Origin of the sequence: Anaerotruncus massiliensis (ex Togo et al. 2026) (genome assembly GCF_900199635.1) — a bacterium.
In the GTDB taxonomy this organism is placed as follows: domain Bacteria; phylum Bacillota; class Clostridia; order Oscillospirales; family Ruminococcaceae; genus Anaerotruncus; species Anaerotruncus massiliensis.
Map to the genome: position 1 here is coordinate 283,738 of NZ_LT962687.1, position 20,978 is coordinate 304,715.

The following is a 20,978-nucleotide window of genomic DNA, read 5'->3' on the forward strand; positions in this document are numbered from 1 at the left end:
GGCGCGGCCGGTGAGAGGCGCCCACGTCGGAAATCCGCGGCGAAGACGCCCGAGAAGCCCGCCGCAAGGCGCGTATTTCCCTGCGTTAAAGGGGCTTGAGCGGGGCGCTTTCGCGCCCAACAAGGGTGGCACCGCGCGGTATGACCTCGTCCCTTTGTACGGCATCGCCGTGCAGCCGGGACGGGGTCTTTGATTTTTTACGGGCGGAGGCATCGCGATGAAGGAAAAACGAAAACAGGTGCTGCGGCGGGCGCTCAGGCAGGGACTCGGCGTGGGCGCGGGCATCATGCTCGGCGGCGCGCTGATCCCCCGGCTGGCAATACCGGAGCGTTACAACGACACCTGGCCGCCGCTGGCGCTGCACTGCGCGTTCTATTTTCTGGCGGCGGGGCTCGTCGCCTTCGCGGTCTCCTGCATGGCGGCCTTCCTGGAGGAGCGGAAACGCCGCCGCGGGTGACGCGGGGCGCGGATTTTGCTTGACAGGCCGCGCCGGGGCGTATTATGATGTTACGGAGGTTTTGACGGATTCAGCCGCCCGGACACGGGCAATGATCTGATAAAAGGACGTCTATCTGAGGAGGAAACGCAATGGCATATCTGACGAACGCGCCGCGCGGCACACAGGACGTGCTGCCGCCCGCGAGCGGCAAGTGGCAGTATCTCGAGGAGACGGCGCGGGATGTCGCGGCGCTGTGGGGCTTCGGGGAGATCCGCATCCCCACCTTCGAGCACACCGAGCTGTTCAGCCGCTCGGTGGGGGACACCACCGACGTGGTGCAGAAGGAGATGTACACCTTCAACGACAAGGCGGGCCGCTCGATCACCCTGCGCCCCGAGGGGACCGCGGGGGTCATGCGGGCGATCCTGCAAAACGGGATGCTCGGCGGCGCGCTGCCGCTCAAGCTCTGCTACCTGGTGAACTGCTTCCGGTACGAGAAGCCGCAGGCGGGCCGCCTGCGGGAGTTCCACCAGTTCGGCGTCGAGATGGCGGGCGCGGCCTCCCATGTGGCGGACGCGCAGGTAATCGGCGTGGCCAAGGCGGTCTTCGACGCGCTCGGCGTCACCGGCCTGCGGCTGGAACTGAACTCGATCGGCTGCCCGGAGTGCCGCGCCAGATACCACGAGGCGCTCAAAGCCTACTTCGCCTCCCACCTTGGGGAGCTGTGCGAGACCTGCCGCGACCGGCTCGAGCGCAACCCGATGCGCATCCTCGACTGCAAGAGCCCCGTCTGCTCGGCGATCGCGAAGGACGCGCCCAAGGTGCTCGACTATATCTGCGGCGACTGCCGCGCCCACTTCGAGGGCCTCAAAAAGGACCTCGACGCGATGGGCGTCGCATATACCGTCAACCCGACGATCGTGCGCGGGCTCGACTACTACACCCGCACCGTCTTCGAGTTCGTGGCGACCGGCATCGGCGCGCAGGGCACCGTCTGCGGCGGCGGGCGGTACGACGGGCTGATCGAGCTGCTGGGCGGCGCGCCCACCCCGTCGGTCGGCTTTGCGATGGGGCTCGAGCGGCTGCTGCTCGTCATGGAGCAGCAGGGCTGCGCGTTCCCGCCCGAGCGGAACTGCACGATCTACATCGGCAGCATGGGGGAGGCGGCCTCCCTCAAGGCGGTGGAGCTCGCCGCCGGCCTGCGCGCCGAGGGGTTCTGGGCCGAGTGCGATTCCGTGGGGCGCAGCGTCAAGGCGCAGATGAAGTACGCGGACAAGCTCGGCGCGAAATACAGCTGCATCATCGGGGACAACGAGCTTGCGGAGGGCAGGGCCCGCGTCAAGCGGATGGACACCGGCGAGGCGGCCGAGGTGCCGCTCAACGCGGAGGGCTTTCTCAAATACGTCTACCACAACATGCTCGACGCGGTGATCGACGCCGCGCCGGACGGCATGCCGGAATAATGAGGAACGAGGGATCAATGATGGATACCATGCAGGGACTGAAACGCACCAAATACTGCGGCGAATTTACCGCGGAGGACATCGGGAAGGAAGCGGTCGCCTGCGGCTGGGTGCAGCGCGCGCGCGACAAGGGGATGCTCGTCTTCATCGACCTGCGGGACCGCACGGGAATCGTGCAGCTCGCCTTCGACGACCGGACCGACGCGGCGCTGCGCGCCAGGGCGCAGACGGTGCGGTCGGAATTCGTGCTGATGGCGAAGGGCGAGGTCCGCCGCCGCGAGTCGGTCAACCCCGACCTGCCCACCGGCGAGGTCGAGCTCTATGTCAGCGACCTGCGCATCCTCGCGAAGGCGCAGACCCCGCCCTTTGAGATCACCGACAAGACCAACGTCAAGGAGGAGCTGCGGCTCAAATACCGCTACCTCGACCTGCGCCGCAGCGAGATGCAGCACGCCATTCTGATGCGCCATAAGATCGTCAAGGCGGCGCACGACTACTACGACAGAAACGGCTTCCTCGAGATCGAGACGCCCTCCCTCATCAAGTCCACCCCCGAGGGCGCGCGCGACTACCTCGTGCCCAGCCGGGTGCACCCGGGGTGCTTCTACGCGCTGCCCCAGTCCCCCCAGCAGTATAAGCAGCTGCTCATGCTGTCGGGCTACGACCGCTACATGCAGATCGCGCGCTGCTTCCGCGACGAGGACCTGCGCGCCGACCGCCAGCCCGAGTTCACCCAGATCGACCTGGAGATGTCCTTCGTCGACGAGGAGGACGTCATGACGGTCAACGAGGGGTTCATGGCGCACGTCTTCAAGGAGGTGCTCGGTGTCGGGATCCCCACCCCCTTCCTGCGCATGCCCTACGACGAGGCGATGGAACGGTTCGGCTCGGACAAGCCGGACACCCGCTTCGGCATGGAGCTCTGCGACCTCTCCGACCTGCTCGGCGGCTGCGAATTCAAGGTGTTCAAAGGCGCGCTCGAGGCGGGCGGCAGCGTGCGCGCCCTCAATGTCAAGGGCGCGGCCGACCACCTCTCCCGCAAGGAGATCGACAAGCTCGTCGACTTTGTGAAGGCCTACCGCGCCAAGGGCCTGGCCTACACCCGCCTGACGGCCGACGCGGAGACCTCCTCCTATGAGAAGTTCCTCACCGACGCCGAAAAAGAGGCGATCCGCGGCCGGCTCGGCGCGGAGAAGGGGGATGTGCTGCTCATCGTGGCGGACGGCAATAACCAGACGGTGTTCGACAGCCTCGGCGCGCTGCGCGTCGAGCTGGCAAACCGCCTCGGCCTCATCCCCGAGGGGAAATTCAACTTCCTGTGGGTGACCGACTTCCCGCTCTTCGAGTACAGCGAGGAGGAGGGCCGCTATGTGGCCAAGCACCACCCGTTCACCCATCCGGCGTTCGAGGACCTCGACAAGCTCGAGAGCGACCCGGGCGCCTGCCACGCGCGCGCCTACGACATGGTGCTCAACGGCTGCGAGGTGGGCGGCGGCTCGATCCGGATCAACACCCCCGAATTGCAGGAGCGGATGTTCGAGGCGCTCGGCTTCTCGGAGGAGAGCGCCCGCGCCAAATTCGGCTACCTGATCGACGCCTTCAAATACGGCGCGCCGCCCCACGGCGGCATGGCCTACGGCCTTGACCGGCTGGTAATGCTGATGCTCGGGAAATCCTCCATCCGCGACGTGATGGCCTTCCCGAAGGTGCAGAACGCGAGCGAGCTGATGACCCAGTGCCCCGCCGAGGTGGACGAGAAGAGCCTGCGGGAGCTGTCGATCGCGGTGACCGCGCGCGAAGAGGCGGAATAAAGCCGCGGGGGACGGAGAAATCCGTCCCCTTTTTTCGTTGCGTATGGTATAATAGTCACAGAGCGGCTATGATCCATTTTATGGCCGGGGCGGTCCGCTCGCTGCGGCTCGCTCCCGCCCCAGCGGCCAATTATCCCACCGCGCGCCGGCGGGCGCGCGGACGGAGGAACCCGCGCGCGAATGACGCGCGCCGCCTGTGGCCGCGGCATGAAGGGCCGCCGGGTCCGCCCGGGGTTTGACGCGGCCGGTATTGGGAAATTTTCTGGAGGGGGTGGCCTTATGCGGATCAAATGCGGATCCTGCGGAAAGGTCTACGATTACGACAAGGATGAGCTCTGCCCCAAATGCGGGGCGCATAACCAGCTTCCCCGCGCGGAGGGCGCAGCGGCCGCTCCGCACACGGAAACGGCGGAGCCGCAGCCCCGGCGGGGCTGGCAGACCTACCGCCAGCCGAAGAGGGCCCCCGGCACACCGCCGCCCGGATGGACGACCTACACGGCGCCCACCACCCGGCAGGAAAAGCGGTCCAACCGCTGGAAGGTTGCGGCGGGCATTTTCCTGTTCGTGCTCATCATGGTGGGGGGCGGTTTGGTCGGCGGCCTTTCGGCCTACCACGCGGCCCGGGAACGGCAGGAGCGCGGCGCGGCGGCCGCCTCGGCCGCGGCCTCGCTCGCGGCGCGCGCGGAGCGGGAGGCGATGGCCGCCTCGCTTGAAGCGCCGGACGAGTGGGAAGACTGGGAGGTGTGGGACGACTGGGACGACGGGCAAGCGCCATCCGAACCGGCGGCGGACGGCTTTTTTGAGGACGGAGCGGACGGCTCCGTCCCCGCGGAGCCCTTTGGCGGGGAGGACGGCGCGCCGGCCCCCGGCGAGGGGGACGCGGCCGGCTCGGAGCCTTTCGCCGCGCCCGCGCCGGACCTCTCGGCGCTCGCGAGCTTTACCTACGGGACGGAGGTCGGCGCGTCCAAGGGCGTGACGCTGACGGTCAATTCCGCGGGCCCGGCCGGCTCCGCCGGGCTGGAAAGCCTGCTGCTGCCGGGCGAGAAGGCGATCTTTATCGATTTTACCGCCGAGGTCACCGACGCGGACGCCTTCGGGCGGGAGTTCTTCCAGCCGCCCTTCGTGCGGGTGGGGCAGGACGGCGGGCGTTCGCTGTGGCCCTACAGCGCGGACCTGCCGGCCCCCTTCACGCCGCTCGATGTGGACGGGATGCGCTACACCGACCGGACGGTGACCACGGGGCAGCTCTTTTTCGCGGTGCCGGAGGACTGCCACACCTTCATGCTGCACTACGGCGACCCGGATGAAAGTTATTACATACAGAGAATAAACGTATAAAATATACCGATTGGAGTAAGTGATGAAGCAAAACAGACCATTCGCCCGGGCGGCGGTCACGCGCAAGGCGCAGAAATCGATTGAGGAAGGCCACCCGTGGGTCTACGACACCGAGATCACCGGGATCGAGGGCGGCTGTGAAAACGGCGGCCTGGTCGACGTGGTAAGCGATAAGGGCGCCTACCTGGGCACCGGCTTTATCAGTGAGCGGTCGAAGATCCGCGTGCGCATCCTCTCCCGCAACGCCAACGACCGGTTCGACGAGGCGTTCTGGGAGCGGCGGCTGCGCTGGGCGTGGGACTACCGCAAAACGGTGATGGGGGAGGACGCCTCCTGCTGCCGGGTGATCTTCGGGGAGGCGGACCAGTTCCCCGGGCTCACGGTCGACCGCTTCGGGGAGGTGCTCGTGACGCAGACGCTCTCGGCGGGCATCGAGCGGATAAAGCCCCTGCTCTTCCCGCTGCTCAAAAAGGTGCTCGAGCGGGACGGACAGGCCGTCTGCGGCGTCTACGAGCGCAACGACGCCGCCATCCGCGAGCTGGAGGGCCTTCCGCAGGGCAAGGGCTGGTTCGGCGGCGACGGCGGCCCGACCCGCACCGAGATCACCGAAAACGGCATCGTCTACGGCGTGGACTTTGAAAACGGCCAGAAGACGGGCTTTTTCCTTGACCAGAAATACAACCGGCGGGCGGTGGCGAAGCTCGCGCGCGGCCGCCGGGTGCTCGACTGCTTCACCCACACCGGCTCCTTCGCCCTCAATGCGGCGGCGGGCGGCGCGGCGCACGTGTGCGCGGTGGACGTCTCGGCGGACGCGGTGGCGCTCGCGGCGGAAAACGCCCGGCGCAACGGGCTGGACGGGGTCGTCGAGACGAAGGCGGCGAACGTTTTCGACCTGCTGCCTGCGCTGGAGGGCGGCGCGGAGAAATACGACTTCATCATTCTCGACCCGCCTGCCTTCACCAAGAGCCGCAAAACGGTGGACCGCGCGGAGCGCGGGTATAAGGAGATCAACCTGCGCGCGATGAAGCTGCTGCCGCGCGGGGGCTACCTCGCGACCTGCTCCTGCTCCCATTTCATGACCGACGGCCGCTTCCGGCGGATGCTGGCCTCCGCCGCGCGCGACGCGGGGGTGCAGCTGCGGCAGATCGAGGCGCGCCAGCAGTCGCCCGACCACCCCGTCCTCTGGAACGTTCCGGAGACCGACTATCTGAAGTTTTACCTCTTCCAGATCATCTGACGGCGCGTCCGCGCCAAAACCGTCTGCCCCCGGCGCGCCGGGGAAGTTAGGAGGAACTATGAAAAAGCTTTACCGTTCGGAAACCAACAGCATGCTCGCCGGGGTGTGCGGCGGGCTGGGGGATTATTTCGGCGTCGACGCGACGCTCATCCGCCTGGGATGGGTGCTGATCTCGCTGATGGGCCCCGGGCTCATCGCCTACATCATCGCCGCGATCATCGTCCCCAAAGAGAGCGAAGTGATTTGAGCGCCTCCCGTCCCCGGGAAAATGTGATTTGCATCCGGAGGATACGGGAGAACCAAAGAGAAAACAGGCGAAAAACAGAGCGTGTCATTTGTAAATTAAAAAACCCGCAAAAAAGTGTTGACAGGGCGCGGGGCGCGGGTTATAATACAAATTGTCGCGAAATGCAAACCGGATTTAGAAGAAGAATATTGGAGGAAAAGGTATGTCTACAACTATGCCGAAGGTAGCAGAAATTACCCGCAAGTGGTATATCCTTGATGCTGCCGACAAGCCGCTGGGGCGCACCGCTGCTGTTGCGGCGTCGATCCTTCGCGGGAAACATAAACCCATCTTCGCGCCCAACTGCGACTGCGGTGATCATGTGATCATCATCAACGCGGAGAAGGCCGTCCTGACCGGCAAGAAGCTCGATCAGAAGATGTATCGCCGTCACAGCGGCTGGATCGGCGGCCTCAAGGAGGTCCAGTACAGCAAGCTGATGAAGGAGCGCCCCGAGCTGGCGATGATGCTCGCCGTCAAGGGCATGGTCCCCGACACGGTCATTGGCCGTAAAGCGCTCACCAGATGCCGCGTGTTCCGTGGCGCGGAGCATACGCATGCCGCGCAGAAGCCGCAGGCGTGGACACTGTAAGGAAGGGGAATTAACGATTATGTACGAAGGCAGACCTTATTTTTACGGTACCGGCAGAAGGAAACAGTCCGTTTCCCGCGTCAGGCTCTACCCCGGCACCGGCTCGATCACCATCAACGGCCGTGACATCGACGACTATTTCGGCCTTGAGACCCTCAAGCTGATTGTCCGTCAGCCGCTCAACCTTACAGACACCCTCGGCAAGTTCGACGTTGTGTGCACGGTTGCGGGCGGCGGCGTTTCCGGCCAGGCCGGCGCCATCCGCCACGGCATCTCCCGCGCGCTGCTCCAGAACGGCGAAGAGATGCGCCCGATCCTCAAGAAGGCCGGGTTCCTCACCCGCGACCCTCGTATGAAGGAGCGCAAAAAGTACGGCCTCAAGGCTGCCCGTCGCGCGCCTCAGTTCAGCAAGCGCTAATTTCAGTTCAAAACAGCTCAAAAACCCCGAAACCATGCGGTTTTCGGGGTTTTTCCTTTTCAGATTGTTTGGCCTGTTTTGGCATGGTCTGACCTGTTTTGAACCGATTTTTATGGGTTAAATAAAGGACAACCACCCCTAAAATGAGGGCTAATGGGTTAAATTATAGGACAACTTTTTTGGCCTTTCCCTCTCCCCCAAGGTCATTTTTGCCTTTTAAGCCCTCTGCATTTTTATGCAAAATCGGTTTGGCAGAGTTTGACCAAATATGAACAAATGAATATGATTTTATTGCGAAAGCGTTCAGTGTACCTGCTGGGCGCTTTTTGCATTTCCAGGGACTAATGTTCCGGGATCAGAAAAAGCCGTCACTCTTTTTATCGAAAGAAGTGGCGGCTTTTTCTATTTCCAGAACCGAACGCAATCAACAGAAACGAGGTGAAACATAATGAACACGCAAATCATCGCCGTCGCCAACCAGAAGGGCGGCGTCGGCAAAACGACCACCTGTGCCAACTTAGGCATCGGGCTGGCCCAGGCCGGAAAGAAAGTGCTGCTGGTGGACGCTGACCCCCAGGCCAGCCTGACCATCAGCCTGGGCAACCCGCAGCCGGACAAGCTGCCCTTCACCCTCTCGGACGCGATGGGCCGCATCCTGATGGACGAGCCGCTCCGCCCCGGCGAGGGCATCCTGCACCACCCGGAGGGCGTGGACCTGATGCCCGCCGACATCCAGCTCTCCGGCATGGAGGTGTCCCTGGTGAACGCCATGAGCCGAGAGACCATCCTGCGGCAGTATCTGGACACGCTCAAAGGACAGTATTCCCATATCCTGATTGACTGCCAGCCCTCCCTGGGGATGCTCACGGTCAACGCGCTGGCCGCCGCCAACAGGATCATAGTCCCCGTTCAGGCGGAGTATCTGCCTGCCAAGGGCCTGGAGCAGCTGCTGTCCACTATCAGCAAGGTCACGCGGCAGCTGAACCCCAAGCTCCAGATCGACGGCATTCTGCTGACGATGGTGGATAACCGCACCAACTTTGCCAAGGAGATTGCCGCCCTGCTGCGGGAGACCTATGGCAGCAAAATTAAGGTGTTCGGCACCGAGATACCCCACTCGGTCCGGGCCAAAGAGACCAGCGCCGAGGGCAAGAGCATCTTCGCCCACGATCCCGGCGGCAAGGTGGCCGAAGGCTACCGAAATCTGACGAAGGAGGTGTTGAAACTTGAAAAGCAGCGCGAAAAAAGTAGAGCTGGCCTCGGTCGATGATCTGTTTTCCACCGAGGAAAGCCGGGCCGACGCCCAGCGGGAGAAGGTTCTGGAAATCCCCCTGTCCGAGCTGCACCCGTTCAAGGACCACCCCTTCAAAGTCAAGGACGATGAGGCCATGATGGAAACCGCCGACAGCATCCGGCAGTATGGTGTGCTGGTTCCGGCCATCGCCCGCCCGGACCCCAACGGCGGCTATGAACTGGTGGCTGGGCACCGGCGGCACCGGGCCAGCGAACTGGCTGGCAAGGATACCATGCCGGTCATTGTCCGCGATCTGGACGACGACCAGGCCACCATCATCATGGTTGACAGCAACTTGCAGCGAGAAAGCCTGCTCCCCAGTGAGCGGGCTTTTGCTTATAAGATGAAGCTGGAGGCCATCAAGCACCAGGGGGCCAGAACGGATTTAACTTCGGCCCAAGTTGGGCCGAAGTTGACCGCAGCAGAAAAAATAGCTGAGAACAGCCCTGACAGTAAATCTCAAATCAAAAGATTTATCCGCCTGACTGAGCTGATCCCCGAATTGCTGGACATGGTGGACGAGAAGAAAATTGCCTTCAACCCGGCCTATGAGCTGTCCTTCCTCAAAAAAGAGGAACAGGTGGACCTGCTGGACGCGATGGACAGCGAGCAGGCCACCCCCTCCCTCTCCCAAGCCCAGCGGCTGAAAAAGTACAGTCAGGAGGGCCACCTGACCCTCGACATGATGCGGGTCATCATGGGTGAGGAAAAGAAAAGTGACCTGGACAAGATCACATTCACCAGTGACACCCTGCGCAAATATTTTCCCCGGAGTTACACGCCCCAGCGGATGCAGGAGACCATCATCAAGCTGCTGGAACAGTGGCAGCGCAAGCGCCAGCAACAGCACGACCGCTGAGAAAGGAGAGCCTATGAGGGATATTTCAGCCCGTGAGCTGAAAGGACATAACATTTTGGCTGTGGAGCGGTTCCAGGACAGCACCCGCTGGATGGTGGAGTTCATGGTTCGCAAGCCCCGCACCCCCTACGGCAGCCCCGGCGATGAGGTTCGCCTGTTTCTCACCGAGGATGGCTACCGGCAGGCCCTGGACGCCCAGCGCAGCCAGCAAATCAAAATCAAGCGGTATGCCCACGTTGTAGAGGGCCATATCCTCGATTTCAAACCGAAAAAGAAACGCCGTCACCCGTAAACCTGCCATCTGCCAAGAAAGGAATGAATTATGTGTACCGTTAGAGAGATTCAAGAGGCCATCCGTGAACACTGCCAATCCCAACATGACATGGAAAGCACCGAGATCGACCGGGTGATGCAGCGCCTGCCCTTTGTGAGTGAGCAAGACGTTTTTACCCGGCCCCCTGTGCCAAAGCCGCCTTATTCCTGGCGCAGCCGGAAATATCGCACCTGACCGCCGCAGTCTTTTTGAAAGATTGCGGCTTTTTTCATGTCATGAATACCGAGAGGAGTGATGAAATGGCCGTTTTTCGTATTGAACGGACCCGTGATTATACCGTTATGAGCAACCACCACCTGCGCGATAAGGCGCTGTCGCTGAAATCCAAGGGACTGCTTTCCATGATGCTGTCCTTGCCGGAGGACTGGAACTATACCACACGCGGCCTGGCGAAGATCTGCAAGGAAGGCGTGGATGCCATCGGCGGGGCGCTGCGGGAACTGGAGGCCGCCGGTTACATCGTCCGTCACCAGCTACGGGACCGGCAGGGCCGCATCAGTGACACCGAGTACGTCATCTACGAGCAGCCCCAGCCCAAAGCGCCGGATATGCCCCACCCGGATACTGCTGGCCCAGATACGGCTTCACCAGATACGGAAAACCCGTATCTGGATAAACCGGATACGGAAAAGCCCGCAGAATTAAATATAGAGAAATCAAAAACCCAAAAATCAAATACCCAAGGATCAAGTACCGATTCCATTCCCTTCCGGGCAACTGCGGCGGCCAGGCCGCCGGAACGGAAAGGACGGGATTCGATGTCGATGGAAGAAATGCAGGATTATCGGGAATTGATTCTGGAGAACATCGAGTACGACCACCTGTGCCGTGAGTTTGAGACCTACCGGGAGGACCTGGACGAGATCGTGGAGCTGATTGTGGAGACGGTCTGCGCCAGACGGAAAACCACCCGTATTGCCGGGGCGGACTTCCCTCATGAGGTCGTGAGGTCGCGGTTCCTGAAGCTGGACAGCTCCCACATCGAGTTTGTCATGGAGAGCCTGCACAACAACACCACCGAGGTCCGCAACATGAAGCAATACCTGCTGACCGTGCTGTTCAACGCGCCGGTCACCATGAGCAACCACTACACGGCCCAGGTCAACCACGATATGTACGCAGGCGGCTGGTAACGGCCGCTTTTCTGCTGCACTGCCGAAGGAGGCACGATATGAACCAGATGGAAATTTTCAAAAACCCGGAGTTTGGCAGCATCCGTACTTTTGAGCAGAATGGCAAGGTCCTGTTTTGCGGAAAAGATATTGCCCAAGCACTCGGATACCGACGCCCGGCTGACGCTATCGCGGCCCATTGTAAAGGGGTCTGTGTTTTACCGACCCCTTCTAACGGCGGGATTCAACAAATGAAATTTATCCCCGAAGGCGATGTGTACCGCCTCATTGTCCACAGCAAGCTGCCCTCGGCGGAACGGTTTGAACGCTGGGTGTTCGATGAGGTGCTTCCCAGTATCCGCAAACACGGAGCCTATGTGACCCAGGAAAAGCTATGGGAGATCGCCACCTCCCCGGAGGCGTTGCTGAAGCTCTGCACCGACCTGCTGGCTGAGCGCGAGAAAAACGCGGCGCTGCGGGAGGACAATGCCCGGCTGCAAAGCAAAGCCGTCTACTACGACCTGTTCATCGACCTGCACCACAGTACCAACCTGCGCACCACCGCCAAGGAGCTGGACGTGCCGGAGCGGCGCTTTGTCCGCTTCCTGCTGGAACGGCGATTTGTCTACCGCACTCCTTCCGGCTGCGTGCTGCCCTACGCCAAGAGCGCCAACGATGGGCTGTTCTGTGTGCGGGACTACTACCGCAACGGCCACACCGGCTCCTACACGCTGGTGACGCCCAAGGGCAAACTGCACTTTGCCGGTCTGCGTGACCTGATTCTGGTGACGGTATGACGGGCCGGTATCTTCTGCGGCGGCTGGTGGTCCCGCCTTAGTATTCAAGACCATCCACTGCATAACCGACGAAGGGAGGGATGACCTATGCAGGAGGAAGTGGAAAACAGGACTTTGACGCTGGTTGTCAGCGGCACCAAGTTCACCGGCAGGCTGTTCAAGGCCGCCATATCCAAGTACATGGCTCACCGCAGGGAAAAAAAGCTGGAAAAGCAGCGCAGCCGGGATTCTCCCGTTACCCCAAAGGGCAAGCAGACGGTGAAGCAGCTCATCGGGCAGAACCAGGGCGTCTCCAACATCGAGATCAACGACCCGTCCATCCGTGATTTTGAGCGCATCGCCCGCAAGTACGGCGTGGACTATGCGGTGAAAAAGGACCGCAGCACCTCGCCGCCCAAGTACCTGATTTTCTTCAAGGCCCGCGATGCCGACGCCCTGACGGCGGCATTCTCGGAGTACACCCAGAAGAAGGTCAGGAAGGCCGACCGCAGCGAGCGCCCGTCGGTGCTGGAGAAGCTCAGCCACTTCAAGGAGCTTATTAAAAATGCGGTGGTGGACAGGACAAAGCGGAAGGAGCTGGAACGATGAAGCAGCTGAATGTGAAAAAACTGGTGCTGCTGAACCTGCCCTATTTTCTGCTGGGCCTGTTTGCCACCAACTTAGGGGAAGCCTGGCGGCTGGCGACCGGCGCGGATGCCTCGGCCAAGATGCTTTCGTTCTTCTCCACCCTGCCGGTGGCGCTGGGAAGCTGGTGGCCCAGCCTGCACCCGCTGGACCTGGCTGTTGGCCTGTGCTGCGGCGCTGGTCTGCGGCTGGCGGTGTACCTGAAAGGCAAGAACGCCAAGAAATACCGCCATAACGTGGAGTACGGTTCAGCCCGATGGGGCACCCACGACGATATTGCCCCCTATATCGACCCGGTGTTCCAGAATAATGTCATTTTGACCCAGACCGAACGGCTCACTATGTCCAGCCGCCCTAAGAACCCAAAGTATGCGCGCAATAAAAACGTGCTGGTCATCGGCGGTTCCGGCTCCGGCAAGACCCGCTTCTGGCTTAAGCCCAATCTGATGCAGATGCACAGTTCCTATGTGGTCACCGACCCAAAGGGCACCATCCTGGTGGAGTGCGGCAAAATGCTTCAGCGGGGCGCGCCAAAGCTGGGCAAGGACGGCAAGCCGGTGAAGGACAAAAACGGCAAAGTCATCTATGAGCCGTACCAGATCAAGGTGCTGAACACCATCAACTTCAAGAAGTCCATGCACTATAACCCTTTCAGCTACATCCACAGCGAAAAGGATATTTTGAAGCTGGTCACGACCCTGATTGCGAATACGAAGGGCGAGGGCAAGGCCGGGGACGATTTCTGGGTCAAGGCCGAGACGCTGCTGTACTGCGCGCTCATCGGCTACATCCACTACGAGGCCCCTGTGGAGGAACAGAATTTCTCCACCCTCATCGAGATGATCAACAGCATGGAGGTCCGGGAGGACGATGAGGAGTTCAAAAATGCCGTTGACCTGATGTTTGATGAGCTGAAAGAGCGGGAACCCAACCACTTTGCGGTGCGCCAATATGCCAAATATAAATTGGCCGCAGGCAAAACTGCGAAGTCGATTTTGGTGAGCTGCGGCGCACGGCTGGCGGTGTTCGACATTGCCGAGCTGCGGGAGGTCACAGCCTATGACGAGCTGGAGCTGGACACCCTGGGAGACCGACGAACGGCCTTGTTTCTTATCATGTCGGACACTGATGATAGCTTTAACTTCCTGATCTCCATGTGCTACACGCAGTTGTTTAACTTACTATGCGAAAAGGCCGACGATGTGTACGGCGGGCGGCTGCCGGTTCATGTGCGCTGCCTCATTGATGAGTGCGCCAACATCGGCCAGATCCCCAAGCTGGAAAAATTGGTCGCCACCATCCGCAGTCGAGAAATCTCTGCCTGTCTGGTGTTGCAGGCGCAGAGCCAGCTCAAGGCCATCTACAAGGACAACGCCGACACAATCATTGGCAACATGGATACCTCGATCTTTTTGGGCGGTAAAGAACCCACCACGCTCAAAGAACTGGCTGCCGTGCTGGGCAAGGAGACTATCGACACCTACAATGTTGGTGAGAGCCGCGGGCGGGAAACTTCCCATTCGCTCAACTACCAAAAGCTCGGTAAAGAGCTGATGAGCCAAGACGAGCTGGCCGTCATGGACGGCAGCAAGTGCATTTTGCAGCTGCGCGGGGTGCGGCCGTTTTTGTCCGACAAATACGACATCACCCAGCACCCCAATTACAAGCTCACCGCCGACGCCGACCCGAAGAACGCCTTTGATATTGAAGGCTATCTCAAGGCCCGGCTGAAGCTCAAACCCAACCAGGTCTGCGACGTGTATGAGATCGACGCCGCAGCCGACGATTGATGTTCCGCTGTGAAAGGAGGGGTCCTATCTACCCGCCACCACCGCCCCGCTGGGGCCCATCGGCGTACAAAGCGGACGATCTCTAATCAAAATAATGAAAAAGGAGGAAGGCCGGAATCAGCCAGCCCGGAAATCGGGCGGCGATTGTCCGGCTTTTGTATGCCTATGAACCATGACTAAATCAATCTTTTTCAAATGATTCCGGCCAACTTTATTTATGGAATTTTTCAATCAGGCAATCACCGTTCTTCAGACCCTCGTTATCGCTCTCGGTGCCGGTCTCGGCGTGTGGGGCGTCATCAATTTGCTGGAAGGTTATGGCAACGATAACCCCGGAGCCAATGCTCATGTGTCGTAAAGAAACACAGAAAAATTTGATAGACAGTCCTACTATATCCGTAAAAAAATGTTTACAAATGGAGCGCACAGAGTTATACTTGTCATCATAGGTTGCCTTGGGTTTCCGCTCTTTGGTATACCCCTTGACGCTGATCACTTCCGGTTCGATCACTTCCGCAGGCTTTTCATCACCGACGGGTGTACCGAACAGATTCAGCTGTCCGTCCAGCTGGTCATGGCGTATTTCACTGGTTGAGCCAAAGACCTTGTTCTTAAGATACGCAAGCTGAGACTGGAGATTCGCGATCAGAAGGTCTTTTTCACTGTCCTTCGCATTGCGTTCTTCCAGCATCTTCTGCAATGAACTTATGAGTTCGTTCTGAGTGCTGATTGTTTTATTCAGTTGTGAGATTGTATCCTTAAGCTCTAAGAGCTGGATATCTTTTACTCCTGAAGGCATGGTCTTCTGCTCCGTTTTTTGATACTTCTATTGTACCATAAACAGGTGCAAAAGCCTAGAAAAATCAAGCGTTTCAGGCACTTTTTATTGCCTTTGGCTGCTCGATCTCAAGACCGGACATGAGCCAGTCAAACTGCCTCCATGTAATGGTTTTCACCTCGTCACGGTTACGTGGCCACCGGTATTTTCCGGTGTTATGATCGAGGCGTTTATATAAAAGCACAAAACCGTCATTCTCATGAAGGAGTGCCTTTATCCTGTCATTGCGTCTGCCGCAGAAAAGGTAGAGCGCGGTGGTATGCTCCGGTTCAAAGTGAAGCTGGTCTCTGATGATGGCGCACAGACCATCGATTGATTTTCTCATATCGGTGTAGCCACAAATGATATAAATATCTGTTGCAGCTGTAATGTCGCCTAGCATGATGCACCTCCCACAGACCGGATGATCTGTGCTAAAAGTGCCGGATCTATATCATTTGAAATCCTGATCAGGGCGGAGCCGAGTTTGATCTCAGCAGTTGCTTCCATACAGTTTGTATCCGTATGATCCGGAAGCACGCTTAAAAGCTGTGGTGTCTCTTCGTGCAGAACAGGCTGGTCAACGATTTCAAGTTTGACAACATCCTGTTGTTCCGAAGGCTTATAGCCTCCCCGGCCTGTTGCCGGCGGAATATCATAGCAGGATTTTTTGCGAAGCCGCTTGACCCAGTTGTAGAATGTACCGGGTTTGATCCCGTGCTCGTTGCACCACTGAAAATCGCTTAGTCCGCTGCTGCGACATTCCATGATGAGCCGGTATTGCTCATCGGCAGTTCGTCTTTCTGTCTGCATAAATGTAACCTCCATAATTGTAGTAAAATGCTTGCTTACTGCTAGATCCTAGCGCCGGATCATAGAGTAAAATGCTGGCATATGTGATTACTACTATTATGGCAAATATATGACCAAGCGAACAGATACCCTTATATTAGGCGCTTACCTTTAAGGAGAGGTTATAATGAACAAAGTAAATATAAAAGATAGTCAAAATTTTATTACTTCAAAATATCACATAGAAAAAATAATGAATTGCATAAGTTTAGATGAAAAAGATAACATCTTTGAAATAGGTGCAGGGAAAGGTCATTTTACTGCTGAATTGGTAAAGAGATGTAATTTTGTTACGGCGATAGAAATTGATTCTAAATTATGTGAGGTAACTCGTAATAAGCTCTTAAATTATCCTAACTATCAAATAGTAAATGATGATATACTGAAATTTACATTTCCTAGCCACAATCCATATAAAATATTTGGCAGCATACCTTACAACATAAGCACAAATATAATTCGAAAAATTGTTTTTGAAAGTTCAGCCACAATAAGTTATTTAATAGTGGAATATGGTTTTGCTAAAAGGTTATTAGATACAAACAGATCACTAGCATTGCTGTTAATGGCAGAGGTAGATATTTCTATATTAGCAAAAATTCCTAGGTATTATTTCCATCCAAAACCTAAAGTGGATAGCGCATTAATTGTATTAAAAAGAAAGCCAGCAAAAATGGCATTTAAAGAGAGAAAAAAATATGAAACTTTTGTAATGAAATGGGTTAACAAAGAGTATGAAAAACTGTTTACAAAAAATCAATTTAATAAAGCTTTAAAACATGCGAGAATATATGATATAAACAATATTAGTTTCGAACAATTTGTATCGCTATTTAATAGTTATAAAATATTTAACGGCTAAAAACAATAGGCCACATGCAACTGTAAATGTTTAGTTATAGGTAGGGTAGCATAAGTTAAAATGCTATTCTGCCTTTTAAAAGTATGGTATACATTCCAGAGAGAGATTGGATATGTTCCCGTATACCGATAGTGCCAAAAGCGAAGTGGATATGTTTCCGAGAACGGACGTACTCAAATGACATTCATTCTGTCCTCTCCAGCCAGCTCATGGAGGGAAACGACCATGAGTAAACTTCTCCCCTATGAAACAATCGTTAAAGCCCATGAGGGCGACCCGGACGCAATCGACACGGTTCTTTCCCACTACGCCGGATATATCCGCTACTTCTCCAAAATAAACGGACAGGTCAACTCCGAGGTGGAGGACTATGTGAAGCAGCGGCTCATTGCCGCGCTGTTCAAATTTCGCTTTGACCGTTGAGTTATATCCAATGTCAGACAAGAAAAAAATCAAGCTGATTTTCAAACCGTCTCATTGCATGGAATAATCTGCTCCACTATAATTAAGGCAGGAGGTGTTGAGAGATGGCGAATGAAGATAAAAAAGATTTTAATGCCATGCTACATGATAGCAAGGATATGCCTAAATTTCAGATTATTACCGACCAGAAAAGCATTGAGAAATATGGCGGAAGCAGAATGTATTTTGCCCCACCAATCGAATATGATAAAGTGATGAAACTAATTCCTTATGGCAAAGTAATCACTGTCGGAAAAATCCGTGAATATTTTGCTAAACTGAATGGAGCGGATTTCACAGAGCCTATTACAGCCGGGATTTTTGTATCTATTGCAGCATGGGCGAGTTACCAGCGTTCTGAAGATGAAACCCCGTATTGGCGAACCTTAAAGGCAAACGGGGAATTGAACGCAAAATATCCCGGCGGTGTAGAGGCACAAAAGGAAAAGTTGGAAGCGGAAGGCCACACAATTATTCAGAAAGGACGCACAAATATAAAGTATTTTGTAAAGGACTATGAAAGTATTCTTTTTGATTTGAGATGAGAAGTTTTTATTTGCTAAACGCGTTATCGTCATACCAGCCAGCCCTAAACTTTCAAAACTGAATACCAGCCGCCACCGGCGACCAGCGAAAGCAGTAAGTCTGAAAAAGATTTGCTGCTTTTTTTGTTGCCCGTTCTGGCTCCCGGCCATTTTGCCCCCTGCCGGTTGTAGTAGTAAATGAGGGGAGAAATTTTCCCGCCCGGATATTTGGCATTTTCAAAATCTCTCCGTTGTAGGAAGTGAAAGCAAAATTTTTCTGTCCCGCCGGTTGCCAAAATCCCCGTTCCCGGATTACTAAGGCAAAAGAAATTTTGAAAAATCTCTGTCCAGCGGGTAGCAAAGCCCCTCTGCGGAGTAATATTGGCGAAAGAAAAAAGGCAGCGAACAGCGGGCTGAAAGCCCCGCCCTGTTCGCTCTATGTACGGAAAAGCCCGGACAGGGCCAGTCTGCGGCTTACTTAGAGCAAGTTTCTACCACGGTGCCAAAATCCGCAATTCTGCGGTTTTGCCCCTCGCGGGAAACTTGTTGGGGAGTGCCTTCCCCAAACCCTGCTATGCGGCTTGCGCCGCTTATCCCCGCCGCGCTCATGCGGCAAGAAAGGAGGTCACGACCATGCGAAAAAAATACAACACACCCCACCGCAGCCGCGTTGTGAAAACCCGGCTGACCGAAGATGAATACGCCGACTTCACAGCGCGGCTTGCGCCCTATGGTATCAGCCAGTCGGAATTTCTCCGGCAGGCGATCCGGCGTACCACCATACGCCCCGTACTCCATGTGTCGTCGGTCAATGACGAACTGCTCTCCGCTGTCGGGAAGCTCGCAGCCGAGTACGGCAGGATCGGCGGCAACCTCAACCAGATTGCCCGGTATCTGAACGAGTACGGCGCGCCCTATCATGCGTTGTCCGGCGAGGTACGCGCCGCCATAGCCGACCTTGCCGCCCTCAAGTATGAAGTCTTAAAGAAAGTAGGTGACGCGGTTGGCAACACTCAAACATATCAACTCTAAAAACGCCGACTACGGAGCCGCCGAACAATACCTGCTCTTTGAGCATGACGAATTTACCATGAAGCCCGTCCTTGATGAAACCGGCAGGCTTATCCCCCGCGAGGACTACCGGCTGTCTACGCTGAACTGCGGCGGGGAGGATTTTGCCGTTGCGTGTATGCGGGCCAATCTCCGCTATGAGAAAAACCAGCGGCGGGAAGATGTGAAAAGCCACCACTACATCATCAGCTTTGACCCGCGGGACGGGCCGGACAACGGCCTGACCGTAGACCGGGCGCAGGCGTTGGGGGAGCAATTCTGTAAAGAACATTTCCCCGGCCACCAAGCCCTTGTCTGCACCCACCCGGACGGGCATAACCACAGCGGCAACATTCATGTGCATATCGTCATAAACAGCCTGCGGATTGAGGAAGTGCCGTTCCTGCCCTACATGGACAGGCCAGCCGACACGAAAGCCGGCTGCAAGCACCGATGTACCGACGCTGCCCTGCGCTACTTCAAATCCGAAGTCATGGAGATGTGCCACCGGGAGGGGCTTTACCAAATCGACCTCTTGAACGGCAGCAAGAACCGCATCACCGACCGGGAGTATTGGGCGCAGAAAAAGGGACAAGCCGCGCTGGACAAGCAGAACGCCCCCATGATTGCCGATGGTATCACGCCCCGGCAGACCAAGTTTGAAACGAACAAGGAAAAGCTGCGGCAGACCATACGGAAAGCCCTTGCCACCGCCGCCAGCTTTGACGAGTTTTCCTCTCTGCTGCTGCGGGAGGGTGTGACCGTCAAGGAGAGCCGGGGGCGGCTGTCCTATCTCACGCCGGACAGGACAAAGCCCATCACCGCCCGGAAGCTGGGCGACGATTTTGACCGCACCGCCGTCCTTGCCGTTTTGGAGCAGAATGCCGCCAGAGCCATAGAAAAGGCCGCAGCCATACCTGAATACCCCTGGCAGGAGAAACGCGGCATACAGCCCGCAAAAGCCCCTCAAACCGCCCCCAAACAGGACGGAGTGCAGCGGCTTGTGGACATTGAGCAGAAAATGGCCGAGGGCAAAGGCCGGGGCTATGAACGCTGGGCGAAGATACACAATCTGAAGCAGGCCGCCAAAACGCTGTCCGTCTACCAGCAGTACGGCTTTACTTCCCCGGAGCAGTTAGAAGCCGCCGTTGATACCGCCTATGCGGAAATGCGCCAGACCAGCGGCGAACTGAAAGCACTGGAAACCAAGCTGCAAGGGAAAAAGGAGTTGCAGCGGCAGGTGTTGGCCTACGCCCAGACCAAGCCCGCCCGCGACGGGTTGAAAGCGCAGAAATCCGAGAAAGCCCGCGCCGCATACCGGCAGGCCCATGAGAGCGATTTTATCATAGCCGACGCAGCCCCCCGGTATTTCAAGGCGCATGGCATTACCAAGCTGCCCGCCCGGAAAGCGTTGCAGGCCGAGATCGAGCAGCTTATCTCCGAGAAAGACGGCCTGTATAACACCTATCACGAACAGAAGCAGCGGTTCAAGGAGTTGCAGACCGTCAAGCGGAATATCAACCAGATTTTGCGCCGGGACGAGCCGCACCGCAGAAAGGAGCAGAGCCATGAGCGATAACCTGCCCCGCATGGACTACCGCCAGCACCGGCGGGCGCGGCGGCTGGTACATGAGTGCTGTAACTACGACGAGGGGAACTGCCTGCTGTTAGACGACGGGGAGCCTTGCGTGTGCGTCCAGAGCATTTCCCTTTCCCTCATGTGCCGCTGGTTCCGTGTGGCTGTCCTGCCCCTTGACGGGGAGCTGTCCGCAGCCCTCTTATACCGGGGGAGCCGGAAACGGTGTGCCGTCTGCGGAGCGGCCTTTGTCCCCAAATCCAACCGGGGGAAATACTGCCCCGACTGCGCCGGGCGCATGAAGAAAATCCGCGCCGCCGAGAGAAAGCGGAAACAAAGGCAGAGATGTCACGCTTTAGAGCCTTTCAAACCCGCATAAATCAAGGCTTTTTTCGTGGGTGTCAAAGGGTACGCGATACATTTATCCTTTTCCCCCGGAAA

Annotated in this window: 24 protein-coding genes and 2 pseudogenes; 22 read left to right on the forward strand and 4 right to left on the reverse strand. The window is 57.4% G+C overall.

The features are described 5' to 3' along the window. The first annotated feature begins 217 nt into the window (after positions 1–217). From C1A13_RS01870 to C1A13_RS14780, 16 genes and pseudogenes are all read left to right on the forward strand, one after another. Positions 218–457 (forward strand): hypothetical protein, encoded by a 240-nt coding sequence (locus C1A13_RS01870; protein ID WP_101548630.1) that lies wholly within the window; start codon positions 218–220, stop codon positions 455–457. 131 nt (positions 458–588) lie between these two features. After that, positions 589–1,902 (forward strand): histidine--tRNA ligase, encoded by a 1,314-nt coding sequence (gene hisS, locus C1A13_RS01875; protein ID WP_101548633.1) that lies wholly within the window; start codon positions 589–591, stop codon positions 1,900–1,902. 17 nt (positions 1,903–1,919) lie between these two features. Next, entirely contained in the window at positions 1,920–3,713 is a 1,794-nt protein-coding gene (gene aspS, locus C1A13_RS01880; RefSeq protein WP_101548635.1) for an aspartate--tRNA ligase, read from the forward strand. 279 nt (positions 3,714–3,992) lie between these two features. Further along, positions 3,993–5,051, forward strand: coding sequence for a hypothetical protein (locus C1A13_RS01885; RefSeq protein ID WP_101548636.1), 1,059 nt, complete (start codon positions 3,993–3,995; stop codon positions 5,049–5,051). A gap of 22 nt (positions 5,052–5,073) precedes the next feature. Continuing rightward, positions 5,074–6,288, forward strand: a complete 1,215-nt coding sequence (locus tag C1A13_RS01890) for a class I SAM-dependent rRNA methyltransferase (protein WP_101548638.1) — start codon at positions 5,074–5,076, stop codon at positions 6,286–6,288. A gap of 58 nt (positions 6,289–6,346) precedes the next feature. Beyond that, a complete protein-coding gene (locus C1A13_RS01895; protein ID WP_101548640.1) occupies positions 6,347–6,535 on the forward strand; it encodes a PspC domain-containing protein in 189 nt (62 codons plus the stop codon). 202 nt (positions 6,536–6,737) lie between these two features. After that, positions 6,738–7,166, forward strand: a complete 429-nt coding sequence (gene rplM, locus C1A13_RS01900) for a 50S ribosomal protein L13 (RefSeq protein WP_101548642.1) — start codon at positions 6,738–6,740, stop codon at positions 7,164–7,166. A 19-nt stretch (positions 7,167–7,185) separates the two neighbouring features. Then, on the forward strand, positions 7,186–7,584 hold the full coding sequence (rpsI, locus tag C1A13_RS01905) for a 30S ribosomal protein S9 (RefSeq protein WP_101548644.1): 399 nt from the start codon (positions 7,186–7,188) through the stop codon (positions 7,582–7,584). A 448-nt stretch (positions 7,585–8,032) separates the two neighbouring features. Then, a complete protein-coding gene (locus C1A13_RS01910) occupies positions 8,033–8,854 on the forward strand; it encodes a ParA family protein (RefSeq protein ID WP_087291332.1) in 822 nt (273 codons plus the stop codon). Then, complete coding sequence (locus tag C1A13_RS01915; protein WP_087291330.1) at positions 8,811–9,737, forward strand: ParB/RepB/Spo0J family partition protein; 927 nt, start codon at positions 8,811–8,813, stop codon at positions 9,735–9,737. The genes C1A13_RS01910 and C1A13_RS01915 overlap by 44 nt, the downstream gene beginning before the upstream one ends. 13 nt (positions 9,738–9,750) lie before the next feature. After that, the gene (locus C1A13_RS01920; RefSeq protein WP_087291328.1) at positions 9,751–10,029 is read left to right on the forward strand and encodes a DUF5720 family protein; all 279 of its coding nucleotides are present in this window, start codon (positions 9,751–9,753) and stop codon (positions 10,027–10,029) included. Positions 10,030–10,310: 281 nt separating this feature from the next. After that, complete coding sequence (locus tag C1A13_RS01930; RefSeq protein ID WP_087291326.1) at positions 10,311–11,204, forward strand: DUF6017 domain-containing protein; 894 nt, start codon at positions 10,311–10,313, stop codon at positions 11,202–11,204. Positions 11,205–11,242: 38 nt separating this feature from the next. Then, a complete protein-coding gene (locus C1A13_RS01935) occupies positions 11,243–11,980 on the forward strand; it encodes a BRO family protein (RefSeq protein WP_087291324.1) in 738 nt (245 codons plus the stop codon). A gap of 87 nt (positions 11,981–12,067) precedes the next feature. Continuing rightward, positions 12,068–12,568, forward strand: coding sequence for a PcfB family protein (locus C1A13_RS01940; protein WP_071429803.1), 501 nt, complete (start codon positions 12,068–12,070; stop codon positions 12,566–12,568). Next, entirely contained in the window at positions 12,565–14,394 is a 1,830-nt protein-coding gene (locus C1A13_RS01945) for a VirD4-like conjugal transfer protein, CD1115 family (protein WP_087291322.1), read from the forward strand. The genes C1A13_RS01940 and C1A13_RS01945 overlap by 4 nt, the downstream gene beginning before the upstream one ends. Before the next feature lie 217 nt (positions 14,395–14,611). Further along, positions 14,612–14,740, forward strand: a pseudogene (locus tag C1A13_RS14780) (Maff2 family mobile element protein); the annotation flags it as partial. Positions 14,741–14,875: 135 nt separating this feature from the next. On the opposite strand, the pseudogene C1A13_RS15060 reads toward C1A13_RS14780, so the two are convergent. From C1A13_RS15060 to tnpA, 3 genes and pseudogenes are all read right to left on the reverse strand, one after another. Continuing rightward, positions 14,876–15,193, reverse strand: a pseudogene (locus C1A13_RS15060) (IS66 family transposase); the annotation flags it as partial. 73 nt (positions 15,194–15,266) lie between these two features. Next, positions 15,267–15,614 (reverse strand): IS66 family insertion sequence element accessory protein TnpB, encoded by a 348-nt coding sequence (tnpB, locus tag C1A13_RS01955; protein WP_075704897.1) that lies wholly within the window; start codon positions 15,612–15,614, stop codon positions 15,267–15,269. Further along, positions 15,608–16,024 (reverse strand): IS66 family insertion sequence element accessory protein TnpA, encoded by a 417-nt coding sequence (tnpA, locus tag C1A13_RS01960; protein ID WP_075704896.1) that lies wholly within the window; start codon positions 16,022–16,024, stop codon positions 15,608–15,610. The genes tnpB and tnpA overlap by 7 nt, the downstream gene beginning before the upstream one ends. Before the next feature lie 166 nt (positions 16,025–16,190). Between tnpA and erm(G) the strand changes: the two genes are divergently transcribed. From erm(G) to C1A13_RS01975, 3 genes are all read left to right on the forward strand, one after another. Beyond that, a complete protein-coding gene (erm(G), locus tag C1A13_RS01965) occupies positions 16,191–16,925 on the forward strand; it encodes a 23S rRNA (adenine(2058)-N(6))-methyltransferase Erm(G) (RefSeq protein ID WP_014387027.1) in 735 nt (244 codons plus the stop codon). Between the two features lie 225 nt (positions 16,926–17,150). Further along, on the forward strand, positions 17,151–17,348 hold the full coding sequence (locus C1A13_RS01970; protein ID WP_075704895.1) for a helix-turn-helix domain-containing protein: 198 nt from the start codon (positions 17,151–17,153) through the stop codon (positions 17,346–17,348). A 104-nt stretch (positions 17,349–17,452) separates the two neighbouring features. Next, the gene (locus tag C1A13_RS01975) at positions 17,453–17,932 is read left to right on the forward strand and encodes an MGMT family protein (RefSeq protein ID WP_075704894.1); all 480 of its coding nucleotides are present in this window, start codon (positions 17,453–17,455) and stop codon (positions 17,930–17,932) included. 44 nt (positions 17,933–17,976) lie between these two features. Here the strand turns inward: C1A13_RS01975 and C1A13_RS14785 are convergent, their stop codons facing one another. Continuing rightward, positions 17,977–18,207, reverse strand: coding sequence for a hypothetical protein (locus C1A13_RS14785; RefSeq protein ID WP_158024444.1), 231 nt, complete (start codon positions 18,205–18,207; stop codon positions 17,977–17,979). Between the two features lie 337 nt (positions 18,208–18,544). Between C1A13_RS14785 and C1A13_RS01980 the strand changes: the two genes are divergently transcribed. The 3 genes from C1A13_RS01980 to C1A13_RS01990 are packed head-to-tail and all read left to right on the forward strand — an operon-like array spanning position 18,545 to position 20,916. Continuing rightward, the gene (locus C1A13_RS01980; protein ID WP_002584975.1) at positions 18,545–18,943 is read left to right on the forward strand and encodes a plasmid mobilization protein; all 399 of its coding nucleotides are present in this window, start codon (positions 18,545–18,547) and stop codon (positions 18,941–18,943) included. Next, a complete protein-coding gene (locus C1A13_RS01985; RefSeq protein WP_075704893.1) occupies positions 18,915–20,540 on the forward strand; it encodes a relaxase/mobilization nuclease domain-containing protein in 1,626 nt (541 codons plus the stop codon). Before C1A13_RS01980 ends, C1A13_RS01985 begins: the two co-directional genes overlap by 29 nt. Beyond that, the gene (locus tag C1A13_RS01990) at positions 20,530–20,916 is read left to right on the forward strand and encodes a cysteine-rich VLP domain-containing protein (RefSeq protein ID WP_004452819.1); all 387 of its coding nucleotides are present in this window, start codon (positions 20,530–20,532) and stop codon (positions 20,914–20,916) included. Before C1A13_RS01985 ends, C1A13_RS01990 begins: the two co-directional genes overlap by 11 nt. Positions 20,917–20,978: the final 62 nt, after the last annotated feature.